The organism is Dactylosporangium maewongense (assembly GCF_039531485.1).
GTDB lineage: Bacteria > Actinomycetota > Actinomycetes > Mycobacteriales > Micromonosporaceae > Dactylosporangium > Dactylosporangium maewongense.
Map to the genome: position 1 here is coordinate 148399 of NZ_BAAAQD010000001.1, position 22699 is coordinate 171097.

Consider the following 22699-nt stretch of genomic DNA (forward strand, 5'->3'; position numbering starts at 1 on the left):
GAGGTGGCGGCATGAGTGCCATCGACTCGCCGTCCGTGGCGCTCGGTGGGGGCGGCCGGCACGCGCCGGAGGACGGTCCCGTGCAGGCCGGCCGGCTGCGGCGCTGGGCGACGGAGATCGGCCTCGGGGTCCGGCTCGCGCTCAGCGGCGGCCGGGAGGGGCTGCTGCGCACCGCGCTCACCGCCGTCGGCGTCGGCCTCGGCGTCGCGGTGCTGCTGCTGTCCGTGTCCATCCCGACGATGCTCGACGCGCGCAGCGACCGCACCGCCGCCCGCGACGACGACCGGTACGGTGGCGACGAGTTGCCGGCCGGGGACACGACCGTGCTGACGCTGAACCTCGCGACCTCCTTCCACGGCAAGAACGTCCGCGGCCGGCTCGTCCGTGCCGACGGCGCCCACCCGGTGCTGCCGCCCGGCGTGCAGGCGATGCCGGCGCCCGGCACGATGCTCGTGTCGCCGGCGCTGCGGGACCTGCTCGCCTCCTCCGACGGCGCGCTGCTGCGCGACCGGATGCCCGGCACCGTGGCGGGCACGATCGGCAAGGCCGGTCTTTCCGGGCCGAACGAGCTGGTGTTCTACGCCCAGCGCGGCGACCTGGCGTTCGGCCAGCCGCAGGTCCAGCGCATCGACTCGTACGGCAGCCGCAGCGTGCACCGTCCGCTGGACCCCTTCCTGCTCATGCTGGTCGTGGTCATCTTCGTGGTGCTGCTCATGCCGGTGGCGATGTTCGTGGCCGCCGCCACCCGCTTCGGCGGCGAGCAGCGCGACCGGCGGCTCGCCGCCGTCCGGCTCGTCGGCGCCGACGGTGCCATGACCCGCCGGATCGCCGGCGGCGAGGCGGTGATCAGCGCGACCCTCGGCCTGCTCGCCGGTGGCGTCTTCTTCCTCGCCGGCCGGCAGTTCGTCGAGGTGTTCGAGATCGCCGACCTCAGCGTGTACGGCTCCGACGTGCGCCCGCCGCTGCCGCTGCTCGCGCTGCTCGTCGTGGCCGTGCCGGTGGCCGCGCTGGCGATGACCCTGGTGGCGATGCGGCGGGTGGTCGTCGAGCCGCTCGGCGTCGTGCGCCGCGCCACCTCCAGCACCCACCGGCGCCTGTGGTGGCGGGTGCTCGTCCCGCTCGCCGGCGTCGGCCTGCTCGCGCCGCTGACCGGCAAGCACGGCGAGTTCAACCCGTGGCAGGCGGTCGGCGGGGTGTCGCTGCTGCTGCTCGGCGTGGCGCTGCTGCTGCCGTGGGTCTTCGACCGGCTGGTCGGCCGCCTCGGCGCCGGCGGGAGCGTGTCGTGGCAGATGGCGGTGCGCCGCCTGCAACTGTCCGGCGGCAGCTCCGTGCGGGCCGTCGGCGCCATCGCGGTCGCGGCGGCCGGCACGATCGCGCTGCAGATGCTGTTCGCCGCGGCCGAGTCCGAGTTCACCATCAACACCGGGCAGGACCCGACCCGTGCGCAGGCGGTCACGCTGCTCACCGTGTCCCCGATCACGACGGCCAAGGACGCCGCCGGGATCGACGCGAAGCTGCGGGCCTCCGGAGTGACGTCGGTCCGCACGTACAGGAGGGACATCGCCTCCATCAGCGACGACGACTTCGTGGGAGTGCGGGTCGGCGACTGCGACGTGCTGCGCGAGATGGCCGCGCTGGAGCGCTGCGCGGACGGTGACGTGTTCGTGCTGGACCGTCCCGACCTCATCGGCCGGACCGTGCGCATGGGCGACCCGTCCGCCACCCCGCAAGGTCCACAGTGGACCGTGCCGGCGACGGCGCACCGGGCGCAGGCCCGCAAGGACCCGTGGGGCCAGGACGTCGACGGCATCCTCGTCACGCCCGGCGCCGCGCCGGCCGCCCGCGCGGAGCCCACCTTCGAGTCCTACGTCCACCTGGACCCGGCCGCCGGCCTGGACGCCGAGGAGCGGCTGCGCAACGCGGCGATGGCCATCAGCCCGGCCATGGACGTGTCGATCCTGCGCTCGAAGGTGCGCGACAGCACGTTCATGAGCATCCGCCGCGGCCTGTTCGCCGGATCGGCCGTCACCCTGCTGCTCGTCGGGCTGAGCCTGCTGGTCGGCACGATCGAGCAGCTGCGCGAGCGGCGGCGGACCCTGGCCGCGCTGGTCGCCTTCGGCACCCGCCGCTCCACGCTGGGCTGGTCGATCCTCTGGCAGACCCTGCTCCCGGTCGTCCTGGGCCTGGTGCTGGCGACCGGCCTCGGCCTCGGCCTGGGCGCCATGCTCCTGGCCACGGTCGACGTGCCCTTCCACGCCGACGTGACCGGCATCGCGATCGTGTGCGGCATCGCCGGCGGGGTGGTCCTGCTCGTCACCACCGCGAGCCTGCCCGCGCTGTGGCGCCTCATGCGCCCCGATGGGCTGCGCTTCGAGTAGCGGCGATTTCTGTCGTACCCCGGGGCTAGCGTGTCGGTCATGGAGCTGCGGGAGTGGTGGGGCCTGATCGAGGAAGCGAGGGCGGCATGCGGGTCGTCGGCGGGGGATCGTGACTCGGCCGACGACCCGCTGCCGGGCGAGGTGCTGTCGCGGGTCGCGGCCCTGCCGCCCTCGTCGATCGTCGCGTTCGGGCGCTGCTTCTCTTCGGTCTTCGACTCGGCATTTCTGGCTCCGCTGTGGGCCGCCGCCTATCTCATCGAGGGCGGCTGCGGCGACGACGGCTTCATGGACTTCCGGGCCGGCCTGATGCTGCAGGGCCGGTCCGCGTTCGACGCCGCCGTCGCCGCCCCCGACTCCCTCGCCGACCTGCCGGTGGTCCAGCGCATGGCGACCACCGGCAAGGGCTGGCTCGGCTGCGAGGCGATGCTGTATGTGGCCCGCACGGCCTACACCCGCAGCACCGGCTCCCCGTCCGGCTACGACGAGGCATTAGCCACCCGGTCGCCGACCCGTCCGTCACCGGCTCGCGGCGAGCGCTGGGACCTCGAGGACGACGAGCAGATGCGGCTGCACCTGCCCCGGTTGGCCGCCCTGTTCCTGTCCTGACCGCCCTTTTCCTGACCGCGGCGACCGCCGGAGCGTTGACAACGTCGCACACACAGTGGCCGGGCACTGCGTCCAGCTCCGTCGACTTCGCCACGACCGTCGCGTGCGCCGCGCCTTCGAGATCAGTTCAGCGTGTCTCGGCTTCGCGGCCCGGACCGGAGTGTCGTGAAGCGCGTTGCCGGCTGCCGCGTTCGGGACCTCCGGCGCTACCTGCTGGCGGCGGTTGCAGGAGTCGCCCGAGCCCGGCGTCTGGCAGCAGCCACACGAACTGATCCTGGCCGAGCCACGTTCCGCCGGGCGGCTGGATAGCTGGTGGCGCCGCTGCGCTCACCGAGCTCCGCCGCGAGCTGCGACCTGTCCGCGGCGGCCGTCGACTCATCGCCGGCGTGCACGCCGATCCGGGCGGCGCCCTTCGCACCTGCGTGCGCTCAACGGGGCAGCACACCAGCCCGATCCTGGCCGACCGGGGCAAGCTGGGCAGCGAGCGCCACCTGATCACCGACGCGTCGGCGTCCCGTTCGCCGTGACGCTGACCGACGATCACCGCAGCGACGTTGGTCAATTGCTGCCGTTGCTCGACGCGGCGCCACGGATCCGCGGTGTGCGCGGCCGGCCCAGACACCGGCCACGCCCCATCCACGCCGACCACAGTCCCGACCACGACGGCAAGTGGCGTTGCCTGGTTCGAGTCCGCGGCATCGGTCCGCGTTTTGCCCGCCGTGGCGACGGGGGCGGCTTCGGGCTGGGTGGGGGAGGTGTAGGTGGCGCGCTGTGTGGGCGTGGGTGCGTGCGTGGTGTGGTCGCGCGTGCTTGTGCTGGCTGCTCCTGTTGCTTGCCTGATCGCGGCGGGGGTTGGTTGTTGTCGGCGGGCGCGGGGTGCGTGCGTGGTTTCTTGCGTGGGCGTGGTCGTGCATCATCAGCCGATGGCGGAAGGTGAGCTGTTGCTTGAGGTGGGCATCGAGCCCGAGTACAGCCAGATCAGGTTGTCCGTGACCGGTGGGGACTGCAGCGTGCCGGAGTGGGGCGGTGGGCCGCACACGGCGGTGTCCGGGCCGGGCATGATGCTGGTCGCGACCTGGAGTGATGATTGCGGGCCGGTGACTGTCCGCGTGTACGACGGGCGGCCCGTGCTCGATGGCTGGAGCCTGGTGCACGCGGGACGTCTCGAGGTCGGGCCGGCCGGTCTCGATGCGGGGATGACGGTCAGCGCCGTCGAGCACTGGGTTCCGGTGCCCGAAGGGTTGGTGGAGGTTGAGGTGTGGGTCCGCGATCCGGCCGGTCCGGGTGAGGTCACGTTCGTCCTGACGCGCTGACGGCGTCTGCGGGTGCCGGGGGTTGGCATACGGTGTTGGTATGGCCGGGTTTGAGAATGCTGCGCGGGGTGTGCTGGACGAGGGGCGGTATGTGGTGCTGGGCACCGCGGACGCGGGTGGGAAGCCCTGGGTGTCGCCGGTCTTCTACACGATGAACGGGTATCGGGAACTCGTCTGGATGTCGTCGCCGGAGGCGTTGCACTCGCGGAACCTGGCGGTGCGGCCCGAGGTGAGCATGGTGGTGTTCGACTCGCGGGTGGAGGTGGGTGGGGCGTTCGCCGTGTACATGAGTGGGGTGGCGGAGGAGGTCTCCGGGGAGGCCGTGGCGGAGGTCGCGGCGGCGTATGGTGCCGCGGCGGTGCCGAAGGGTGGGCGGCTGGTCAGGATCGAAGAGGTCACCGGTGACGGGATCTACCGGATGTACCGGGCGGCGATCCGTGAGCACTGGGTGCTCGACCCCGACAGCCGGCCCGACGGGCGGGCCGCAGTCACGCTGTAAGGCGCGCCGGAGAAGTGTCAGGGGCCGGGACGCGGGCGAGGATCTCGTCGACCGAGGCGGCCGGGTCGGTGATCGGGAACTGCACCTCGCGGATCACGCCCGTAGGGTCGGCGAGCAGGGTGAGCCGCTTGAGGCGGTCGACGCCCGCGGCGCGGAAGGTCGGCAGGAGCAGGCCGGCGGTCAGCATGAGGTCCTGGTCCGACAGCAGCGGGAACGGCAGGCGGGCGTGGGCGGCGAACGCGGCCAGCTGGTCGGGGCGCTGGGTGCTCACGCCGTGCACGGCGACGCCCTTCGCCAGGAACGCCGGGTGGCGGTCGGCGTAGGTCAGCGACTCCAGGGTGCAGCCGGGCGCGCCGGGGATGTCGCCCCACCCGGGCGGATAACCGTGGGCGTCCGGGGCGAAGGCGCCGGGGAAGCAGTACAGCAACATCCATGAGACCGGGGTGCCGAGGTCGACCGGGGTGCCGTCGTGTGCGGTGAGCGTGACGGCGGGCAGGCGGCGGCCGGTCAGGGCGTGCACCCTGCGCACCTCGCCGGAGCCGAAGCCGGAAGCGGAGCCGGAGCCGGAGGTAGAGGCGGAGCCGGGGGCAGAGGCGGCGGTCGCGGTCAGGGCGCCTGAGCCCATGACGTGGCGGGTGCCCCAGTCCTGCAGGGCGACCAGCACGGGCAGCAGCCCTTCGCCCTTCGCGGTGAGCAGGTAGTCGTAGCGCGGCGGGTGCGCCGAATACTGCCGCCGGTGCAGCACCCCGTGCTCGACGAGCCGGGCGAGGCGCTCGGTGAGGGCGCGCCGGCTCACGCCGAGGGTGCGCTGCAGTGCGTCGAAGCGGGTCGTGCCGCCGGCGATGTCCCGCACGATCAGGAACGTCCAGCCGTCGCCCATCACGCCGAGCGCCTGGCTGATGCCGCAGTCGGCGTCGGCGAGGGCAGCGCGGTCCATGCTTACCGACTATAGTCCGTTCCATTATGGAACTCACTTCGCAACGCAAAGAGACGCTGTTCTGGACCTGGTGGGCGGCCGGGACCACCAGCAGCGTCGGGTCGGCGGTCGGGGCGGTCGCGCTGCCGCTGACGGCGTTGACGGTGCTCGACGCGGGCCCGTTCGAGATGGGGCTGATCGCGGCGGCGAGCTATCTCGCGTGGCTGGTCATCGGGCTGCCGGCGGGGGTGTTCGTGCAGCGGCTGCCGCTGCGTGGGGTGCAGGTCGGCGCGGACCTCGCCCGGGCCGCCGCCGTCGGGTCGGTGCCGCTCGCCTGGTGGTGGGGGTGGCTGAGCGTGCCGCAGCTGGTCGCGGTGGCACTCGTCGTGAGCTTCGCCAACGTCATCTTCGACGTGGCCAACGCGACCTTCCTGCCGGAGATCGTCGAGCGGGAGCGGCTGCAGGCCCGCAACAGCCTCGTGTCGGCCACGCACGCCGCCACCCAGCTCGGCGGGCCGTCCGTCGGTGGGTTCTGCGTCCAACTGTTCGGTCCCGTCGCCACGGTACTGGTGGACGCCGCCAGCTTCGTCGTCTCCGCCGCGCTGCTGCGGACCCTGCCGGTTCGGGGCGGCAGGGTCCGTGCCGGGACGGGGCCGGCCTGGGGGCTGATCCGGGAAGGATGGTGGTTCGTGGTCCGCCATCCGGTGATGGGCCCCGGCATGTGGACCGCGACCGCCGTCAACTTCGTCTGCGGCGCGCAGCTGGCCGTGTACCCGCTGTACCTGGTGCGCGAGCTGCACGCGCCCGCCGGGCTGGTCGGCCTGCTGCTCGCCGCGGAGGGCGTCGGGTCCCTCGTCGGCGCGGCGCTGACGGCGCGGATCACGGGCCGGCTCGGATCCGCCAGGGCCCTGGTCTGGGCCGGGTTCGCGGCGGTCGCCGGCGCGGCCCTCGTGCCGGTCGGCGCCGGCTGGCCGGCGTTCGTGGCGTTCGCCGCCGGCAACGTGGTGTTCGCCGGCGGGGTGGTCGTGCTGAGCGTCACGACCCGGACCTACCGCCAGATCGCCAGCCCGCCGGACCTGCTGCCGAGGGTCATGGCCACGGTCCGGTTCGTGTCCTGGGGCGCGATCCCCGTCGGCGGTCTCGTCGCGGGTGCCCTGGCCGGCGCGCTGGACGGGCGCACGACGCTGTGGCTGTTCGCCGCGGCGACCCTGGCCGCCCCGCTCGCGCTGGTCCTGTCGCCCGTCCGGCGGCTGCGCGACCTGACCGACTTCCAGAAGGCGCCTCGCGCCGACGACTTCCAGGACGCGCCGAGCGCCGACGACTTCCAGGACGCGCCGAGCGCCGACGACTTCCAAGGCGCGCCGCGCGACGGCGGCGAGGTCGTTCACAGCTCGGGCGGTGTCGATGTGGGGCACGTGTAACGGGGTGGCGATGAACGGCGTGACGTGCGTGTAACGCGCTCTCCTTAGGCTGCCCGCAGCGTCACGGTCGACGCGACGGTGTCGGCCGGGCGGAGGGATGTGGTTGTGGTAGCACTCGGCACGCAGGTCAGGACGGTGTGTTCGTACTGTGGCGTCGGCTGCGGGATGGTGCTGGACATCCAGACCGGGCCGGACGGCCGGCGGACCGCGCTGAAGGCGGCCGGCGACAAGGAGCACCCGGCCAACCGTGGGCGGTTGTGCACCAAGGGGGCGACGAGCGCCGACATGCTCGCGGCGCCCGGGCGGCTCGGCACGGCGAAGGTCCGCCGGGAGCGCGGTGCCGCGCCGCAGGACGCCGACCTCGACGCCACGATCACCGAGACCGCGCGGCGGCTGCGGGCGATCATCGACGAGCACGGGCCAGACGCCGTCGCGCTGTACGTGTCGGGGCAGATGACCCTCGAGGCGCAGTACCTGGCGAACAAGCTGGCGAAGGGCTTCATCGGCACCAACCAGATCGAGTCGAACTCGCGGCTGTGCATGGCGAGCGCCGGCAGCGGCTACAAGCTGTCGCTGGGATCGGACGGGCCGCCCGGCTCGTACGACGACCTCGACCACGCCGACGTGTTCCTGGTCATCGGCGCGAACATGGCCGACTGCCACCCGATCCTGTTCCTGCGGATGCTCGACCGCATGAAGGCCGGCGCGAAGCTCATCGTGGTCGACCCACGGCGCACCGCCACCGCCGACAAGGCCGACCTGTTTCTGCAGGTCAACCCCGGCACCGACCTCGCGCTGCTGAACGGGCTGCTGCACCTGCTCGTCGAGGGCGGCCACACCGACGAGGAGTTCATCGAGTCGCACACGGAGGGCTGGGACGCCATGCCCGCCTTCCTGGCCGACTACCCACCCTCGGTAGTGTCCGAAATAACCGGCATTTCCGAACAGTCATTGCACAAAGCGGCGGCGCTCATCGGTACAGCGAAGAACTGGGTCAGCTGCTGGACGATGGGGCTGAACCAGTCGACGCACGGCACCTGGAACACGAACGCCCTGGTCAACCTGCACCTCGCCACGGGGGCGATCTGCCGCACCGGCAGCGGGCCGCTGTCGCTCACCGGCCAGCCCAACGCCATGGGCGGCCGCGAGATGGGGTACATGGGCCCCGGCCTGCCCGGGCAGCGCTCGGTGCTCGTCGAGCAGGACCGCGCGTTCGCCGAGGACCAGTGGGGGCTGCCGCGCGGCACCATCCGCACCGAGGTCGGCACCGGCACCGTCGACATGTTCCAGCGGATGGCCGACGGCGAGATCAAGGCCTGCTGGATCATCTGCACCAACCCCGTCGCGTCCGTGGGCAACCGCCGCACCGTCATCGAGGGCCTCGAGGCCGCCGAGCTGGTCATCACGCAGGACGTGTACGGCGACACCGAGACCAACGCGTACGCCGACGTGATCCTCCCCGCGACGATCTGGGGCGAGACCGACGGCACCATGATCAATTCCGAGCGGAACCTGACGCTCGTGCACCGCGCCGTGACCCCGCCCGGCGACGCCCTGCCCGACTGGCAGCTGATCGCCCGCATCGCGACGGAGCTGGGACACGGCGCGGCCTTCGACTACGGCAGCGCCGAGGAGATCTTCGCCGAGCTGCGGGCGTTCTGGAACCCGGCCACCGGGTACGACCTGCGCGGCGTCAGCTACGACCAGCTCCGCGACGGCCCGGTGCAATGGCCGGCGCCGCCGGGGGCGGGGGCCCGCAACCCGATCCGCTACCTCAACGACGGCGTCAGCCAGCACCTGCACGAGCGGCCCGACGGCTCGCGGCCGCGACTGGCGTTCGCGACGCCGAGCCGCCGCGCGGTCTTCTTCGCGCGGCCGCACCTGCCGGCGGCGGAGCTGCCCGACGACGACTACCCGTTCCTGCTCAACACGGGCCGCGTGCAGCACCAGTGGCACACGCTGACGAAGACCGGCCGGGTCGGCAAGCTCAACAAGCTCAACCCCGGCCCGTTCGTGGAGCTGAACCCGGCCGACGCCGCGCGCCTCGGGATCGCCGACGGCGACCGGGTCGAGGTCGCGTCCCGCCGCGGCCGCGCGGTGCTGCCCGCCGTCGTGACGGACCGGGTGATGCCGGGCGGCTGCTTCGCGCCGTTCCACTGGAACGACCTGTTCGGCGAGTACCTCAGCGTCAACGCCGTCACGAACGACGCCGTCGACCCGATCTCCTTCCAGCCGGAGCTGAAGGTCTGCGCCGTGTCCCTGGCCAGGGTCGCGGACCTGCCTCCGGACGAGCCGGGCCTTCGCGAGATGCTGGGTCTGCCGCCGGTACCGCCGCAGCTCACCGACGATGAGAAGCGGTATCTGGCCGGATTCCTGGACGCGCTCGTCGCCGCCCCGCCGGATCACACGACCGTGCCCGTGCTCCCGGCGTCGGCGCCGATCCTGCCCGAGCGGGCCCTGTGGGTGAACGGGCTGCTCGCCGGGCGGTACTCGCGGGTGCCGGCGGCGGCGCCGGTCGTGGTGGCCGCGCCCGAGGAGGCGGCCGGCCCGGCGGTCCACGTGCTGTGGGCGTCGCAGACCGGCAACGCCGAGGACTTCGCCGGCGTCGTCGGCCGGCGGCTCGCCGACGCGGGCTGGCGGGCGAGCGTGCGCAGCATGGCCGACGTCGGCGTCGACACCCTGGCCGGGCCGGCGGACCTGCTCATCATCACCAGCACGTTCGGCGACGGGGACGCGCCCGACAACGGCGCCGCGTTCTGGCAGTCGCTCGGCGGGCCGGACACGCCGCGGCTCGACGACCGCCGGTACGCCGTGCTCGCGTTCGGCGACTCCAACTACGACGACTTCTGCGGCCACGGCCGCCGCCTCGACGCGCGGCTCAGCGAGCTCGGCGCGACCAGGCTCACCGCCCGCGTCGACTGTGAGCCGGACTACCAGCCGGCCGCCAGCGCCTGGCTCGACCAGGTCATCGCCGCGCTGCGGGCCACGCCGGCCCGGCGGGCGGCGCCACCGCCGGTGCCGACCCGCAACCAGCCGCTGACGGCCCGGCTCACCGGCAACCGCCTGCTGAGCCTGCCCGGCTCGGCGAAGGAGGTGCGGCAGTTCACGTTCGAGTCCGAGGAAGGCGTCCTGCCGTACGAGGCCGGCGACTCCCTCGGCGTCTGGCCCGTCAACTGCCCGGACCTGGTCGACGAGTGGCTGAAGGTCACGGGCCTGCGCGCCGACGAGCCGGTCGAGGTCGCCCAGCACGGCACGCTGCCGCTCGCCGAGGCGCTGCACCGCCGCCTGGAGATCGCGAAGATCAGCCCGGACCTGCTGCGGTTCGTCGCCGAGCGCAACACCGACCCGCACCTGAAGACCCTGCTGCGCCCCGACAACCAGGGCGAGCTGGCGAAGTGGACGTGGGGGCGCCAGGCGATCGACGTCATCGCCGAGTGGCCCGTCGACGCGACCGCGCAGGAGTGGGCGGGCGTGCTGAAGCGGCTCCAGCCGCGGCAGTACTCGATCTCCTCGACGCCGCTGCTCGACCCCACCCGGGTCAGCCTCACGGTGTCGGTGGTCCGCTTCGCGAACAGCCGCGGCCAGATCCGCAAGGGCGTCGCGTCGACGTTCCTCGCCGACCTGCCCGCCGACGGCGCGGTGCCGGTCTTCGTCCAGCGCGCCCCGCACTTCCGCCCACCGGCCGACCCGGCCACCCCCATGATCATGGTCGGCCCCGGTACCGGCGTCGCCCCGTTCCTCGGCTTCCTCCAGGAGCGCCAGGCGCGCGGCGCCCGCGGCGCCAACTGGCTGTTCTTCGGCGAGCAGCGCCGCGGCACCGACTTCTACTACGCCGACGAGCTGCTCGCCCTGCGCGACACCGGCGTCCTCACCCGCCTGGACCTCGCGTTCTCCCGCGACCAGCGCAACAAGGTGTACGTGCAGGACCGCATGCGCGAGCACGGCGCCCACCTGTGGTCCTGGCTCCAGGACGGCGCCTGCTTCTACGTCTGCGGCGACGCCAGCCGCATGGCCAAGGACGTCGACCGGACCCTGCGCGAGATCGCCGTCGCCCACGGCCACCTGACCCCGGACGCCGCCGAGGCCTATGTGAAGCAGCTCGCCGCCGACAAGCGCTACGTCCGCGACGTCTACTGACGTATCCGCCGCGTCCGCACGGTGTGCGGATGATCGGCCCCGAGGACCCTGGTCCTGTCGGCGAGCAGCGCGTCGAGATCCTGAGGCCGCCAATGTACGAGGTTCTCCCGCACCTGCATCGTGTCGGGATGATCCGCGCCGAGCACGCGTACATAGTCGGCGAGGACCGCATCGAGGCCCTCGACGGCCGCGCCCGGGTCGCCGGCGAGCCCCCGCCAGTGCGCGAGGTTCCGGCGGGTGTCGAGCGTGTCAGGATGATCGGGCCCGAGCACGCGCTCGGCGTCGACGAGCAGCCGCGCGCTCTCCTCGGCGGCGGCCTGCGGGTCCCCGGCAAGCCCCCGCCAGTGCGCCAGGTTGTGCCGCGTGCTCAGGACCGTCGATGCCTCGATGTCGGGGGTCCGCACTAGAATGGAGAGGACCTCCGAGGTTTCGCGAGCGGCCCTGGCAGGGTCGCCGGCGTGCCCGCGCCAGTAGGCCAGGTTGCCCCGGGTGCGCAGCGTGTCGGGATGCGCCGTGCCGAGGATCCGGGTCTGATCTGCCAGGACCTGTTCCAGCAAGGACACCGCTCCGGGGAAGTCGCCTCGCTCGCCCTGCCAGTAGCCGATCCGATACCGCAACGCCAAGGTGCCGCGGTGGCTGTCACCCCAGAGCTGGCCGACGATGCCCGCTATTTCGGAGAAGTAGGCCTGCGCGATCTCTGGCAACCCGATCTCGCCGGCGGACTCGCCGACCCGGGTCACGAACGGGTGCAGGAACATCGCGGCATCCGGCGAGTCCAGTCGGTCGGCCCAGACCCTGCCGTTGGCGACGAACCGCGCCGTGATCGACGTCGACTGCCCTGCCGCCTCCCACGCCTCCAGCAGCGCGTCGGCGCCGACCCGCTGCACGCCTCGCAGGTCTTCGCCTGGCGCCGATTCTATCGCGGACCGTTGGGCCAGGGCGTGCATCCGCACCGATCGCAGTGGGTCGGTGGCGTTGTGTGAGATCAGGCTCAGGCGGTGCAGGTTGCGCAGGGTCTTGCGGGCATCCTGTGCCGTGCCGCCGAGGTAGGTGCACGCCGCGGTGCTGGTGAGGACCGATTCGGGGATGCCGTTGGGGTCCAGGGTGGCGGCCAGTAGCAGCATCGGGCGGGCCAGGCCCACCGGGGCGAGGGCGTCGGCGCGGTCGGCGGCCAGGGACCAGGTGGCCGCGAGTTCGTGGTCGTGGTCGTCGCCCGTCGCGTTCGGGAACAGGTCCGTCAGGCGGCTGGTCCGGTCGGCGAACAGGGAGCGGTACTCGGCGCAGGTCAGGGCGTCGTCGACGATCAGCGCGGCGGCCTGCGCCAAGGCGAGGGGCAGGTGGCCGAGGTCCGCCGCCAGGGCCGCGGCGTCGGGGTCGTCCCGGTCCAGCTTGGCCGTCAGGTAGGCGGCCGACTCCGCCGGGGTGAAGACGTCGACGTCGATCACGGTGCCGCGGGAGCGCAGGGCCGCGTCGCGGCGGCGGGTGGTCAGCACGAGGCGGCCGGTCGGGCCGGAGGGCCACAGGCCGCGCAGGTCGGCGGGGTCGGCGACGTCGTCCAGGACCACGATCCAGGTCCTGTCGGTGTTCGCGAGCCAGGTCAGGAAGGCGGCGGCGGCGCGCTCCACGTCGCCGGTGGCGAGGCGGAGGGCGCCGGCGGCGTCCGCGTAGCCGGTCAGCGTCGCGGTGCGCGAGGATGCCGTGACCCAGACCGCGAGGTCGGTGCCGTCGGCGCGGGCCTGCTCGAACAGCGCGGCGGCGAGCTGGGTCTTCCCCGTGCCGCCGTCGCCCACCAGTACCGGCGACGCGACGGCGACAAGGGAACCTCTGGACTGGAAGGCGTCGGCGCGCAGCGGGGCGCGGCCCACGAGCAGCGGCCAGGCGAGCGGCGGCGGGGCGGCCGCGTAATGGTTGATCTGTGTGTTGTGTGAGCCGGCTTGCAGGCCCTTGACGTCCACGATCCCATCGTCGCATCCACCTATAGGGTGTGCCGATGCACAGACGGGTCGGGGTTGTCGTGGTGGCGTGCGCGCTGCTGGCGGGGTGCGGCGGGGAGCCGGTGAAGGTCCCCGCGGCGGCTTCGTCGTCGCAGGCGTCGGTCGCCGAGGAGCTGGCCGTCGTCGCGGGCGGCGGGCTGGCGGTGCCGTCGGCGAAGCAGCTGCCGGCCGGCGCCGCGATCGGCGGGCCCGACTACGCGGTGCGGCTCACCGAGGTCGGCACCGCCGATCACCTGGAGCCGGCGGTCGTCACGCAGTTCGGCAAGATGCAGTCGGCGACCGGCGTGCCGCGTGACGCGAGCGGACCGATCGCCGCCGGGCAGGGCAAGGAGTTCGTGTTCGCGCGGTTGGCGGCGGTGCCGGGCCTGGAGACGCAGCCGTCCGCGGTGGTGAAGGCGCGGCTGCGGGTCGGCGACAAGGCCCGCCCGGTCGAGGGGATCGTGTCGCCGAACAGTGTGCTCGTCGCGCTCGTGCCCGCCGGGGCGCCGGTGACGCTCGTCGTGTCCGACGCCGACAAGGACCAGAGCATCGACCTGCGCACGGGCGCCGTCGGGCCGGGCGCCGTCGCCGCCTATCTGAAGCCGCGGCCCTACGGCGAGACGTCCTACAAGCTCGTCGGGCAGATCAGCGGCGAGCCGCAGCAGACCTATGTGGAGATCGAGGTGTCGGCGGCGCTGGAGCCGTACGACCACCGCCAGCAGGGCACGTGGGCGCCGGCCGGGCACACGTGGCTGCGGGTGTGGGTGGAGGCGAAGCTCACCTCGATCGGCGTGCTGGACGGCACCATCGACATGCGGCAGAGCCTGCAGCTGACGGCCAACGGCAAGGCGGTGACCGTCGAGGCGTCCCAGGCCGACGTCGTGGGCGAGACGGTGCCGACCAACGGCTACACGATTCGCGACGAGGTGCGGATGGAGGTCGCGGAGGGCTCGGTGCAGACGCTGACGTTCCGGTTCGAGCCCAAGGGCGCGCTGACCCGCGCCGGCAAGCCGGCCACGCTGAAGCTGACGGGCAGCGCCCAGCAGAAGATCACGCTCAAGTAGCGACGCGGGTCGGTGCCGCGTCGGAGCGCGTCGGCGCCGTCGCGGCCGACCCGGGTGAGGTCGTCGGGCGCGGTGCGCGATCCGTCATCCACTCGGTGAGCTGCGCGGCGGGCACGGGGCGGGCGAAGTGGTAGCCCTGGGCCGAGCGGTACCCCAGCGACCGCAGCTGCTCGGCCTGCTCCGGCGTCTCGACGCCCTCCGCGACGGCGTGCAGCCGCAGCGCCTGGGCGAGCTGGATGACGGCGGCGGCGACCGGTGGACGACCCTCTCCCGACGGCGACGCGGGCGCCTGGGTGAAGGAGCGGTCGAGCTTGACCTCGTCGACCGGGCAGTCGTGCAGCAGCCGGAGGGTGGAGCTGCCGGTGCCGAAGTCGTCGAGCGAGATCCGCAGGCCCAGCGCGCGGAGCCGCTCGAGGGTCGCGGTCGCCGGCCCGAGGGTCAGGGCCATCGACTCGGTGATCTCCAGGACGATGCGGGCCGGGTCGACGGCGTGCAGCGTCAGGGTCTCGGCGACGAACCCGGCGTAGTCGGCCTCGCGCAGCTCGCGCGGAGACACGTTGATGTTGAGCACCGCCGGGGCGGCGGCGCCGTGCCGGGCGTCCCACGCCGCGAACTGCCGGCACGCGTCGGCGAACACGAACCGGCCGAGCGGCACGATCAGGCCGGTGCGTTCGGCGAGGGGGATGAACGCGTCGGGCGGCAGGACGCCGTGCACCGGGTGGTCCCAGCGGACCAGGGCCTCGGCGCCGACGAGCCGGCCGTCGTCGAGGGACACGATCGGCTGGTACACCAGGAAGCAGCGCCCGCTGTCGATGGCTTCACGCAGCTGGGACGGATGGTCGTCTCCGGCACCGGCCACGCCTTTCTCGCCGCCGAGCTCCGACATCGCGCAGTCGTAGTGCAGGTAGGCGGTGCCGGTGAGCCGCTTCGCCGCGTACATGGCGATGTCGGCACGGCGCAGCAGCAGGCTCGGGTCGTCGCCGTCGCGGCCGTCGGCGATGCCGATGCTGGCGGAGATCGGCAGCTCGTGGCCGTTGACGACGGCGGGCGCCCGCAGCGCGTCGGCGAGCCTCTCCACGGCGAGGCTGGCGGCGGCCGGGTCGGCGCCGGGCAGCACCACGACGAACTCGTCGCCGCCGAGCCGGGCGACCGTGTCCGCGGCGCCGGCGCGACCCGCGAGGCGCCGGGCCACCTCGACCAGCAGCAGGTCGCCGACCTCGTGCCCGAGCGTGTCGTTGACCTCCTTGAAGTCGTCGAGGTCGATGAGCGCGACGCTGACCGGGCCGGACTCCCGCAGCGCCTGCTGGAGGCGCTGGCCGAAGAGCGCCCGGTTGGGCAGCTGGGTGAGCGCGTCGTGGGTGGCGGTGTGGTCGAGCCGGGCGAGGAGCCGGCCGTTGTCGACGAACGCGGCCACCTGCCGCACCATGACCAGCGCCGTGAGGGTGACCGCGCCGAGCACCAGCATCTTCTCGTCGCCGTGGTCGCCGAACCAGGTCTCGACGACGAGCAGGACGTAGACGGCGGCGACGGCCGCGTAGGGCACCAGGCTGAACGGGCGCCGCTTCGCCGTCACCGCCACCGCCGCTTTACGGGGTGCGCCGCGCTCCCGCTCCGCGGCCCATGACGCCAGGCAGCACACCACCGGGATGCCGAACTGCGTCGACATCAGGTGCGGGTGGCCCGAGGCGAGCAGCGGCTGCAGCATCGAGCTGGTGGCGCCGTAGAAGATCGAGAAGGCGAGCCACTGCAGCGCCGACTTGTCGATGAACTCGTAGCCCGACAGCATCACCTTCGCCACCGCGAGCACCACGACCAGGGCGAGCACGGCGAGGATCAGCGCGCCGAGGACCTCGTTGCGGTTGTCGGTGCGCAGCGCGACCCTGGCCTGGAAGTGCCAGATGAACACGGCGGCGCCGGCGACGACCGTGCCGCCGTCCAGCGCCACCCGCAGCCGCTCGCCGGCGCTGCGCCGCGACAGTGGGAGACGGTACAGCGCGTACAGGATGAGCAGCACCGCGGCGCTGTCGAAGGCCAGCAGGACGGGCCCGTTGTACGCGCCGCCGACGTCCGGGTGGGTGAGCACGTCGATCGCCTGGCCGGTGTGCGCGACCCCGACGCACAGCGCGGCGATGCTCAGGTGCCCCCAGAACCTGCGGGTCGGCGCGGGCAGCGTCATCGTCCTCGCCGTGCGCCGGAACGCGGCCGTGAGCAGCAGCGCGCCGGCCGGGGTGGGCAGCCACAGCAGGACCGGCGGCCCCACCGGCGTCACCAGGTTGACCAGGAACCAGGTCGTGCAGGCGGCCAGCACCAGACACGAGGCGCGCATCGGCCCGGACATGGCCCGCAGCCGTCGCAGTGCGCCCATCCGGTCTCCTCGTCCCGTGCTGTCGCCAGTGCACCGCCATCATCGACCACCGAATGCTGCCATGAGCCGCTGCCCGATTTCAGCATGTTACGATTGACGTAATATCACGACGGTTGTAATTTGCTGGTCATGCCGCCTTTACAGGAGCCGACGTTTCTGGTGCTGACCGCGCTCACCGGCGAGCCGCTGCACGGCTACGGGATCCTGCAGCAGGTGACGGCCCTCTCCGGCGGCGCGGTGGTGCTCGGCGCGGGCACGCTGTATGGCGCGCTGGACCGTCTGGCGGAGCAGGGGTTGGTCGCTGTGGAGCGCGAGGAGGCCGTCGACGGCCGGCTCCGCCGCTACTACCGGCTCACCGACGAGGGTGCGGCCCGGCTCGCGACCGAGGTGGAGCGCCTGCGCCGCAACGCCAACGCCGCCGCAGCGGGCCTCCGCCGCCGCGGCTTCCAGGCGGGCCTGGAGTAACCGCGCCGGACCGGCGCTGCCTGCTGCCGGTGTGCAGGCCCCTCGGCGGCGCCCTGCACCTGACGCCCGCCACCAGCGCCGTCTTTTGTGCCGGGCCGGATACCGGGGAGTGCGACGCCAGCGAGGCACCCCGCCCACGCCCAGACGTTGGTCAATGCCCCAATACGCCCTCCTTTGTCATCGATGCTCCGTGATACAGCCGCAATTCCAGAGATCAAATCGAATCCAGGTCACGCGCCGCCTTCGAAGCGACCGCCGCTCGGTCACGCGTGCGACTCGGTCACGCGTGCGACTCGGTCACGCGTGCGAACGCGGCGGCGACGATGTGCCCGACCCGCATGCAGACATTGGTCAATGCCCCAAATCGTCCCCGTTTCGCCATCGACGCTGCGCGATCTACCCACATTTTAGAGATCGAATTGGGTGTAGATCGCGCAACGTCGATGGAGCAAATGCCGCATTCACGGGCATTGGCCAATGTCTGTGCTGGCGGGGAGCGTCTGGGTGGCGGAGGGTGTGGGCGCCGCGAGGGTGCGCCGGGTGGCGAGGGCTTGTGGGGTCAGGGGGTCAGGCGGCGGAGGACTGTCCACTGTGGTTCTGGGGTGAAGCCGAGGGCCTCCTTCGGGCCCTGGGCGCCCTTGCCGCCGACGATGAGGGGGCGTTGCTGCTCGATGCCCCAGCGGATGAGGCGGGCCAGGTGGTCGAACCAGAGGCCGCTGCGCCGCGGGCCGCCGAGTGGGAGGGCGCCCCACGGGCCCAGGATCGGCGCGACGGGGTGGTCGAAGGTGAGGGTCGCCGCGACCAGGCCGTCCGGGCCGGTGTAGCGCAGGGCGAGGACGTCCGGCTGCTGCAGGACGGTCTCGAACAGGGACCGTGGCCAGACCCGCATCGGCGGCCAGCGGTGGGTGTGGTTGCGGCGGGCGGTGTCGGCGCAGAGGCGGTGCAGGGTGGTGGCGTCGAGGCCCGCGTCGGCGGCCGGGCCGAAGGCGACCGTGAGCGACGGGTCGGCGTCGATGTTGCGGACCAGCCGCTGCTGGTCGACGCGCCGCGACTTGCGCAGGGTTCGCAGGTACGAGTCGTAGTCGGGGAACGTGTTGCGCAGCAGCAGGGCCGGGGCGCCGGCTCGCACGACCGAGACGCCGTGCAGGAGGTGGGGCAGCTCGCGGCGGTAGATGTGGCGGTACATGACGGCCTGGAGGCGCTTGCCGTAGCGCTGCCGCAGCGACGCCTCGAGGGTCCTGACCGCGGCCGCGAAGAGGGACGGCGCCGGGCCGCCGCTGGGGTGCAGCGTGCCGGGCAGGCCGCCGGCCAGGGCGATGCCGGAGAACGCCCCGATGATCATGCTCTCGACGTCGGCGACGGCGAGGCCGAGGGCCGGGAGCCTGCGCAGGCGCAGCGTGACGAGCCCCGCGACCTTGTCGCCGTCGCGGAGTGCGCCGACGAGGACCGGGCCGCGCCGGGTCGACGCCAGCGTCCGCATGACCGGCCAGTCCAGCACCGAGTGCAGCTCGGCGTCGCGGACCGCGGGGCCCCACCACGGCGGCGCGGCGGAGCCGGTCGGATCGAGAAGATCCAATACCAGTTCTTCGATGCTGATGATGTTCCGCCAAGATCTGCAGGCGGTCAACAATCCGACCGGAAGGCTTCCCTTCGGCAACCACTTACGTCAATACTTTTGCAGGTTGGCGGGGGGACTGGACGATCTTCGGTCGATGAGATGAGGATCAATGTATGTACTCGGCTTGAGTCAACACCACGACTCGGCTGCGGCACTCCTGCACGACGGGCGGATCGTCGCGTTCTGTGAGGAGGAGCGGTTCAGCAGGATCAAGCACGACGGGGGCTTCCCCGTCGGGGCGATCCAGTGGTGCCTGCGCAGCGCGGGCATCACCCTCGGCGACGTCGACCACGTCGCGTACTTCTTCCAGGGCCGGCGCCTGCTGTGGCACGCCGGCAAGCACTTCCTGCGTTACTTCCCGGCCACCCTGGCCGTGCTGCGCAACGACGCCGGCGACTACGGCAAGGCCCGCGGCTTCCATGAGACGACCACCCGGCGGGAGACGTCCACCAACGCCGACGACCACCACATGGGCGGCACCCTGCTCGTGCTGTGGCGCCGCGCGTCGCAGCTGGAGGCGTTGCTGCGGGCGGCGACCGGCTACGACGGGCCGACGAAGCTCAAGGTGCACCTGGTCGACCACCACCACGCGCACGCGGGCAGCGCCCTGCACATCTCGCCGTGGGACGACGCCGCGATCATCGCCTGGGACGGCATCGGCAGCGACGGCACCAGCACGCTGCTGGCAGTCGGCGAGGGCGACAGGATCCACGACCTGCGGCGGGTGAAGTTCCCGCACTCGCTCGGCGCCATGTACGCCGACGTGACCGGCTGGCTCGGCTTCCACCCGACCCGCGACGAGGGCAAGGTCATGGGCCTCGCCGCGTACGGGCGGCCGACGTTCGTGGAGCAGTTCCGCGACCTGGTCCGCCTCGACAGCGACGGCCGCTACGCACTGAACCTCAGCTGGTTCCGCCACCACGCGACCGGCAAGCACCAGGTGTCGGACAAGTTCCGCGCCACGTTCGGCCCGCCCCGGCCGAAGACCCGCGACGCCGTGCCGCAGCACTACGCCGACGTCGCGTACGCGCTGCAGAACACCCTGGAGGAGGCGGGCCTGCACGTCGCGAAGTGGGTGCACGAGAAGACCGGCAACCCGCGGCTGCTGACCGCCGGCGGGGTCGCGCTCAACAGCGTCATGAACGGCAAGATCCTGCTGCAGACCGGGTTCGAGGAGTTCTTCGCCCAGCCGGCCGCCGCCGACGACGGCTCCGCGCTCGGCGCCGCGACCGTCGTCTCCGCCGGGCTGGGCCTGCCCCGCCCGCGGGGCGAGTACATCTTCCTCGGACCCACCTACGCCGAGGCGGACATGGAGAAGGCGCTCGCGGAGGCCGGCCTGCCGTACGAGCGCCGGGACCCGATCACGAAGACCGCCGCCGCCGCGATCGCGGACGGGAAGATCATCGGCTGGTTCCAGGGTCGCGGCGAGGTCGGCCCGCGGGCGCTCGGCAACCGCTCGATCCTCGCCGACCCGCGCGGCGCCGACACGAAGGACCGGCTCAACGAGAAGGTCAAGCACCGCGAGCCGTTCCGCCCGTTCGCGCCGTCGTGCCTGGTCGAGCACGCGGGGGAGTACTTCGCCAGCGGCTACCCGAGCCCGGTAATGCTGCTCGTCTTCGACGTCCTGGAGCACCAGCGGGCCGTCGTCCCGGCGATCACGCACGAGGACGGCACCGCCCGCGTGCAGACCGTCTCGCCCGTCGACAACCCGGTCTACCACGAGCTGATCAGCGAGTTCTACGCGCTGACCGGCGTGCCGATGGTGGTGAACACCTCGTTCAACGACAACGAGGAGCCGATCGTGTGCACGCCGCAGGACGCGGTCCGCTGCTACCTCAAGACCGACATGGACGCGCTGGCGCTCGGGCCGTTCTGGACGCAGAAGTGATCCGTCGCTGGTGGTGGCTGGCGGCCGGGGTCGCCGGCGCGGCGATGACCGTGCTCATCATGGGTGTCCTGCCGCCGGACCGCACGATCGACAACCCGGCGGAGTTCCTGCTGCGGATCAGCCCGGTGCTGTTCGCGGTCGTCGCGATCGGCGGCTTCCCGCAGCGGGCCGCGCCGGGCCTGATCCTGCTCGCCGCCGTCGTCCTCGGGTACATGGGCGTCCTGGACACCCTGTACGTGCTGCGGGTCGTCGCGCTCGCCGACGGCGGCGACTTCGCGCCGTTCTACCAGATGGCGATCTTCGTCAACGCGTTCACCGTCCTGGCGATCCTGTTCGGCTACCGGCTCGGCGGCGCGAGCACGGAGCGGGTGCTGCGGCTCGGGTTCGCGTCGGCGCTGGTGGTCGTGTCGGGCCTCAACGACCTGTCGTTCTACTACCTCAACGACTGGCCGGAAGGGCGCCCGGCGCGGCTGGACTGGGCGTCGCACATCACGGTGTTCGTCGGCGGCACGGCCACCCCGGCGGTCGCGATCGTCTTCTGCGCGGTGCACCTGCTGCTGGCCGCGGCCGTGCTCACCCTGCCGAGGTCCACACTTCGGCGTCGGCGAGAAACCCCGACGCCGTCCCCGGCACCGGCGTCCCCCCGGCCGTGAGAGCGCCGTGCCCGCACCGGGCGAACACCGTGGACAGGTTCCGCCCGGTGCCCTGAAAGTCGTCGACGGTGATCAGGCGGTGCCCGGACGGCCCGCTCAGCTCGACCGTGATCCCGCCGCCGGTGGCCGTGCAGCCGGCGGCGAGGTCGAGCTCCACGGCGACCGGTGCCTCGATGAGCGCCGGCTCGGGCCACGGCAGCCCACCGACCTCGGGGAAGTGCCGGTTGAACGTGTCCGCCAGCCACCGGCCCAGCACCGGCCGGTCCGTGACGAGCGTGGTGCGGCCCTCGTGCCACAGCACGATCGCCCGCCCGGCGCCGTGCGCCGACCAGTCGACCCGCCACACCGACACGAACGCGACCGTCCCGCCGTCGCGCTCCACGGTCAGCCCCGGATTCGCCCCCACCAGCAGCACCGACATCGATCGATCCTAACGGCCCGCGGCGCGGACGCGGTCCACGGCGCGGATGCGGTCCGCCAGGGCGGGCAGGTCGCCGGGGGTGCCGTGGTGCCAGTCCCACAGGGTGCGGCAGCGGACGGTGGTGGCGACGTGGTGGCCGACGCTGAACACGGCCTCGGCGCGAAGGTGGCCGTCGCGGCGCATCCGGATCGTCAGGGCGGTGCCGGCGTCGCCGAGGCGGGCGGTGCCGCCGGGTCGCAGCGCCGCCAGGTCGTCGGCGAAGGCGGCCAGGTCGGACCACGGCACGAACAGGGTGTCCGAGCAGGGTCGGTCCTCGCCCATGTACGGCAGCAGCGTGTCACGGGGGATGTCGAGCGAGCAGTGGGCGTGCCGCGGGTCCCCGTCGGGCTGGTCCTGCCAGCTGCGTCCGCTGCCGGCCGCGATCCGCAGCCCGATGCCGTGCTCGGGGTCGAAGAACACCACCCGCGCCGTCATGGGAGGTGCTTCACGAACTTGAGGGCGTCGCGGCCCGGCCCGTCGTAGTTGGTGTGCACGGGCAGGCCGTCGAGCGAGGTGTCGCCCGGCACGAGGGTGAAGCCGAGCCGGGTGTGGAAGGCGAGGGACTGGCGGTTCGCGACGCCGGTGATCGAGTGGACCCTCCGGACGCCGCGCGCCGCGACGTCGGTGAAGAAGCGGCGGTACAGCCTGCCGCCGACCCCGGTGCGCCGCAGCGCCGGCGAGACACCGACGAAGTGGATGTAGCCGACCCCGGGGTCGGACTGCGACACGAACCCGACGAGGAACGCGCCGAGCCGGCCGCCGGACAGGTCGAGCACGTAGCTGGTGTCGGTGAAGTGCTGGAAGTACAGGCGGGGCAGCAGCGTCGCCCGGTACACGCTGCCGGACTCGCCGCCCAGGCCGCCCCACCATTCGTCCATGACCGCCATGACGCGGGTGTGGTCGTCCTCCGTCGGGTGCCGCAGCGTGTCGATCATCGTTCCAT

At 72.8% G+C, this 22699-nt stretch carries 18 protein-coding genes; 11 read left to right on the plus strand and 7 right to left on the minus strand.

Annotated features, from left to right (window positions below; genetic code table 11):
* Window positions 1-11 precede the first annotated feature (11 nt).
* From ABD332_RS00700 to ABD332_RS00720, 5 genes are all read left to right on the plus strand, one after another.
* Window positions 12-2378 carry an FtsX-like permease family protein gene (locus ABD332_RS00700; protein ID WP_344498343.1) on the plus strand — a complete coding sequence of 789 codons (2367 nt, stop codon included), beginning with the start codon at window positions 12-14 and terminating at the stop codon, window positions 2376-2378.
* Window positions 2379-2417: 39 nt separating this feature from the next.
* Window positions 2418-2984, plus strand: coding sequence for a DUF4240 domain-containing protein (locus ABD332_RS00705; protein WP_344498345.1), 567 nt, complete (start codon window positions 2418-2420; stop codon window positions 2982-2984).
* Window positions 2985-3370: 386 nt separating this feature from the next.
* Window positions 3371-3511 carry a hypothetical protein gene (locus ABD332_RS00710; RefSeq protein WP_344498347.1) on the plus strand — a complete coding sequence of 47 codons (141 nt, stop codon included), beginning with the start codon at window positions 3371-3373 and terminating at the stop codon, window positions 3509-3511.
* Between the two features lie 369 nt (window positions 3512-3880).
* Window positions 3881-4297 (plus strand): hypothetical protein, encoded by a 417-nt coding sequence (locus tag ABD332_RS00715; RefSeq protein WP_344498349.1) that lies wholly within the window; start codon window positions 3881-3883, stop codon window positions 4295-4297.
* A 40-nt stretch (window positions 4298-4337) separates the two neighbouring features.
* Window positions 4338-4796 (plus strand): pyridoxamine 5'-phosphate oxidase family protein, encoded by a 459-nt coding sequence (locus ABD332_RS00720; protein ID WP_344498351.1) that lies wholly within the window; start codon window positions 4338-4340, stop codon window positions 4794-4796.
* Here the strand turns inward: ABD332_RS00720 and ABD332_RS00725 are convergent.
* Window positions 4786-5733: a winged helix-turn-helix transcriptional regulator gene (locus tag ABD332_RS00725; RefSeq protein WP_344498353.1), complete on the minus strand. Its 948-nt coding sequence runs from the start codon at window positions 5731-5733 to the stop codon at window positions 4786-4788. The genes ABD332_RS00720 and ABD332_RS00725 overlap by 11 nt on opposite strands.
* A gap of 26 nt (window positions 5734-5759) precedes the next feature.
* Between ABD332_RS00725 and ABD332_RS00730 the strand changes: the two genes are divergently transcribed.
* Window positions 5760-7133 (plus strand): MFS transporter, encoded by a 1374-nt coding sequence (locus ABD332_RS00730; protein WP_344498355.1) that lies wholly within the window; start codon window positions 5760-5762, stop codon window positions 7131-7133.
* 135 nt (window positions 7134-7268) lie between these two features.
* On the plus strand, window positions 7269-11270 hold the full coding sequence (locus ABD332_RS00735) for a bifunctional nitrate reductase/sulfite reductase flavoprotein subunit alpha (RefSeq protein ID WP_344498357.1): 4002 nt from the start codon (window positions 7269-7271) through the stop codon (window positions 11268-11270).
* Here the strand turns inward: ABD332_RS00735 and ABD332_RS00740 are convergent.
* The gene (locus ABD332_RS00740) at window positions 11264-13225 is read right to left on the minus strand and encodes a tetratricopeptide repeat protein (protein ID WP_344498359.1); all 1962 of its coding nucleotides are present in this window, start codon (window positions 13223-13225) and stop codon (window positions 11264-11266) included. The two genes, ABD332_RS00735 and ABD332_RS00740, sit on opposite strands and share 7 nt — an antisense overlap.
* Before the next feature lie 35 nt (window positions 13226-13260).
* Here ABD332_RS00740 and ABD332_RS00745 point away from each other — a divergent pair, with 35 nt between their 5' ends.
* A complete protein-coding gene (locus ABD332_RS00745; RefSeq protein WP_344498361.1) occupies window positions 13261-14307 on the plus strand; it encodes a hypothetical protein in 1047 nt (348 codons plus the stop codon).
* Here the strand turns inward: ABD332_RS00745 and ABD332_RS00750 are convergent.
* Window positions 14300-16672, minus strand: coding sequence for a putative bifunctional diguanylate cyclase/phosphodiesterase (locus tag ABD332_RS00750; protein ID WP_344498363.1), 2373 nt, complete (start codon window positions 16670-16672; stop codon window positions 14300-14302). The genes ABD332_RS00745 and ABD332_RS00750 overlap by 8 nt on opposite strands.
* A 129-nt stretch (window positions 16673-16801) precedes the next feature.
* Here ABD332_RS00750 and ABD332_RS00755 point away from each other — a divergent pair, with 129 nt between their 5' ends.
* A complete protein-coding gene (locus tag ABD332_RS00755; RefSeq protein WP_344498365.1) occupies window positions 16802-17137 on the plus strand; it encodes a PadR family transcriptional regulator in 336 nt (111 codons plus the stop codon).
* A gap of 559 nt (window positions 17138-17696) precedes the next feature.
* Here the strand turns inward: ABD332_RS00755 and ABD332_RS00760 are convergent.
* Entirely contained in the window at window positions 17697-18713 is a 1017-nt protein-coding gene (locus ABD332_RS00760) for a hypothetical protein (protein WP_344498367.1), read from the minus strand.
* A 151-nt stretch (window positions 18714-18864) separates the two neighbouring features.
* On the opposite strand from ABD332_RS00760, the gene ABD332_RS00765 reads away from it, so the two are divergent.
* Both ABD332_RS00765 and ABD332_RS00770 read left to right on the plus strand, forming a co-directional pair.
* Window positions 18865-20643, plus strand: a complete 1779-nt coding sequence (locus ABD332_RS00765) for a carbamoyltransferase family protein (protein ID WP_344498369.1) — start codon at window positions 18865-18867, stop codon at window positions 20641-20643.
* Complete coding sequence (locus tag ABD332_RS00770; RefSeq protein ID WP_344498371.1) at window positions 20640-21296, plus strand: hypothetical protein; 657 nt, start codon at window positions 20640-20642, stop codon at window positions 21294-21296. The genes ABD332_RS00765 and ABD332_RS00770 overlap by 4 nt, the downstream gene beginning before the upstream one ends.
* Here the strand turns inward: ABD332_RS00770 and ABD332_RS00775 are convergent.
* Genes ABD332_RS00775 through ABD332_RS00785 form a run of 3 tightly spaced genes read right to left on the minus strand, consistent with a single transcriptional unit; the run spans window position 21217 to window position 22691 of the window.
* Window positions 21217-21717, minus strand: coding sequence for a hypothetical protein (locus tag ABD332_RS00775; protein WP_344498373.1), 501 nt, complete (start codon window positions 21715-21717; stop codon window positions 21217-21219). The genes ABD332_RS00770 and ABD332_RS00775 overlap by 80 nt on opposite strands.
* A gap of 9 nt (window positions 21718-21726) precedes the next feature.
* Entirely contained in the window at window positions 21727-22191 is a 465-nt protein-coding gene (locus ABD332_RS00780) for a hypothetical protein (RefSeq protein WP_344498375.1), read from the minus strand.
* Window positions 22188-22691 carry a GNAT family N-acetyltransferase gene (locus ABD332_RS00785; protein ID WP_344498377.1) on the minus strand — a complete coding sequence of 168 codons (504 nt, stop codon included), beginning with the start codon at window positions 22689-22691 and terminating at the stop codon, window positions 22188-22190. Before ABD332_RS00785 ends, ABD332_RS00780 begins: the two co-directional genes overlap by 4 nt.
* Window positions 22692-22699 lie beyond the last annotated feature (8 nt).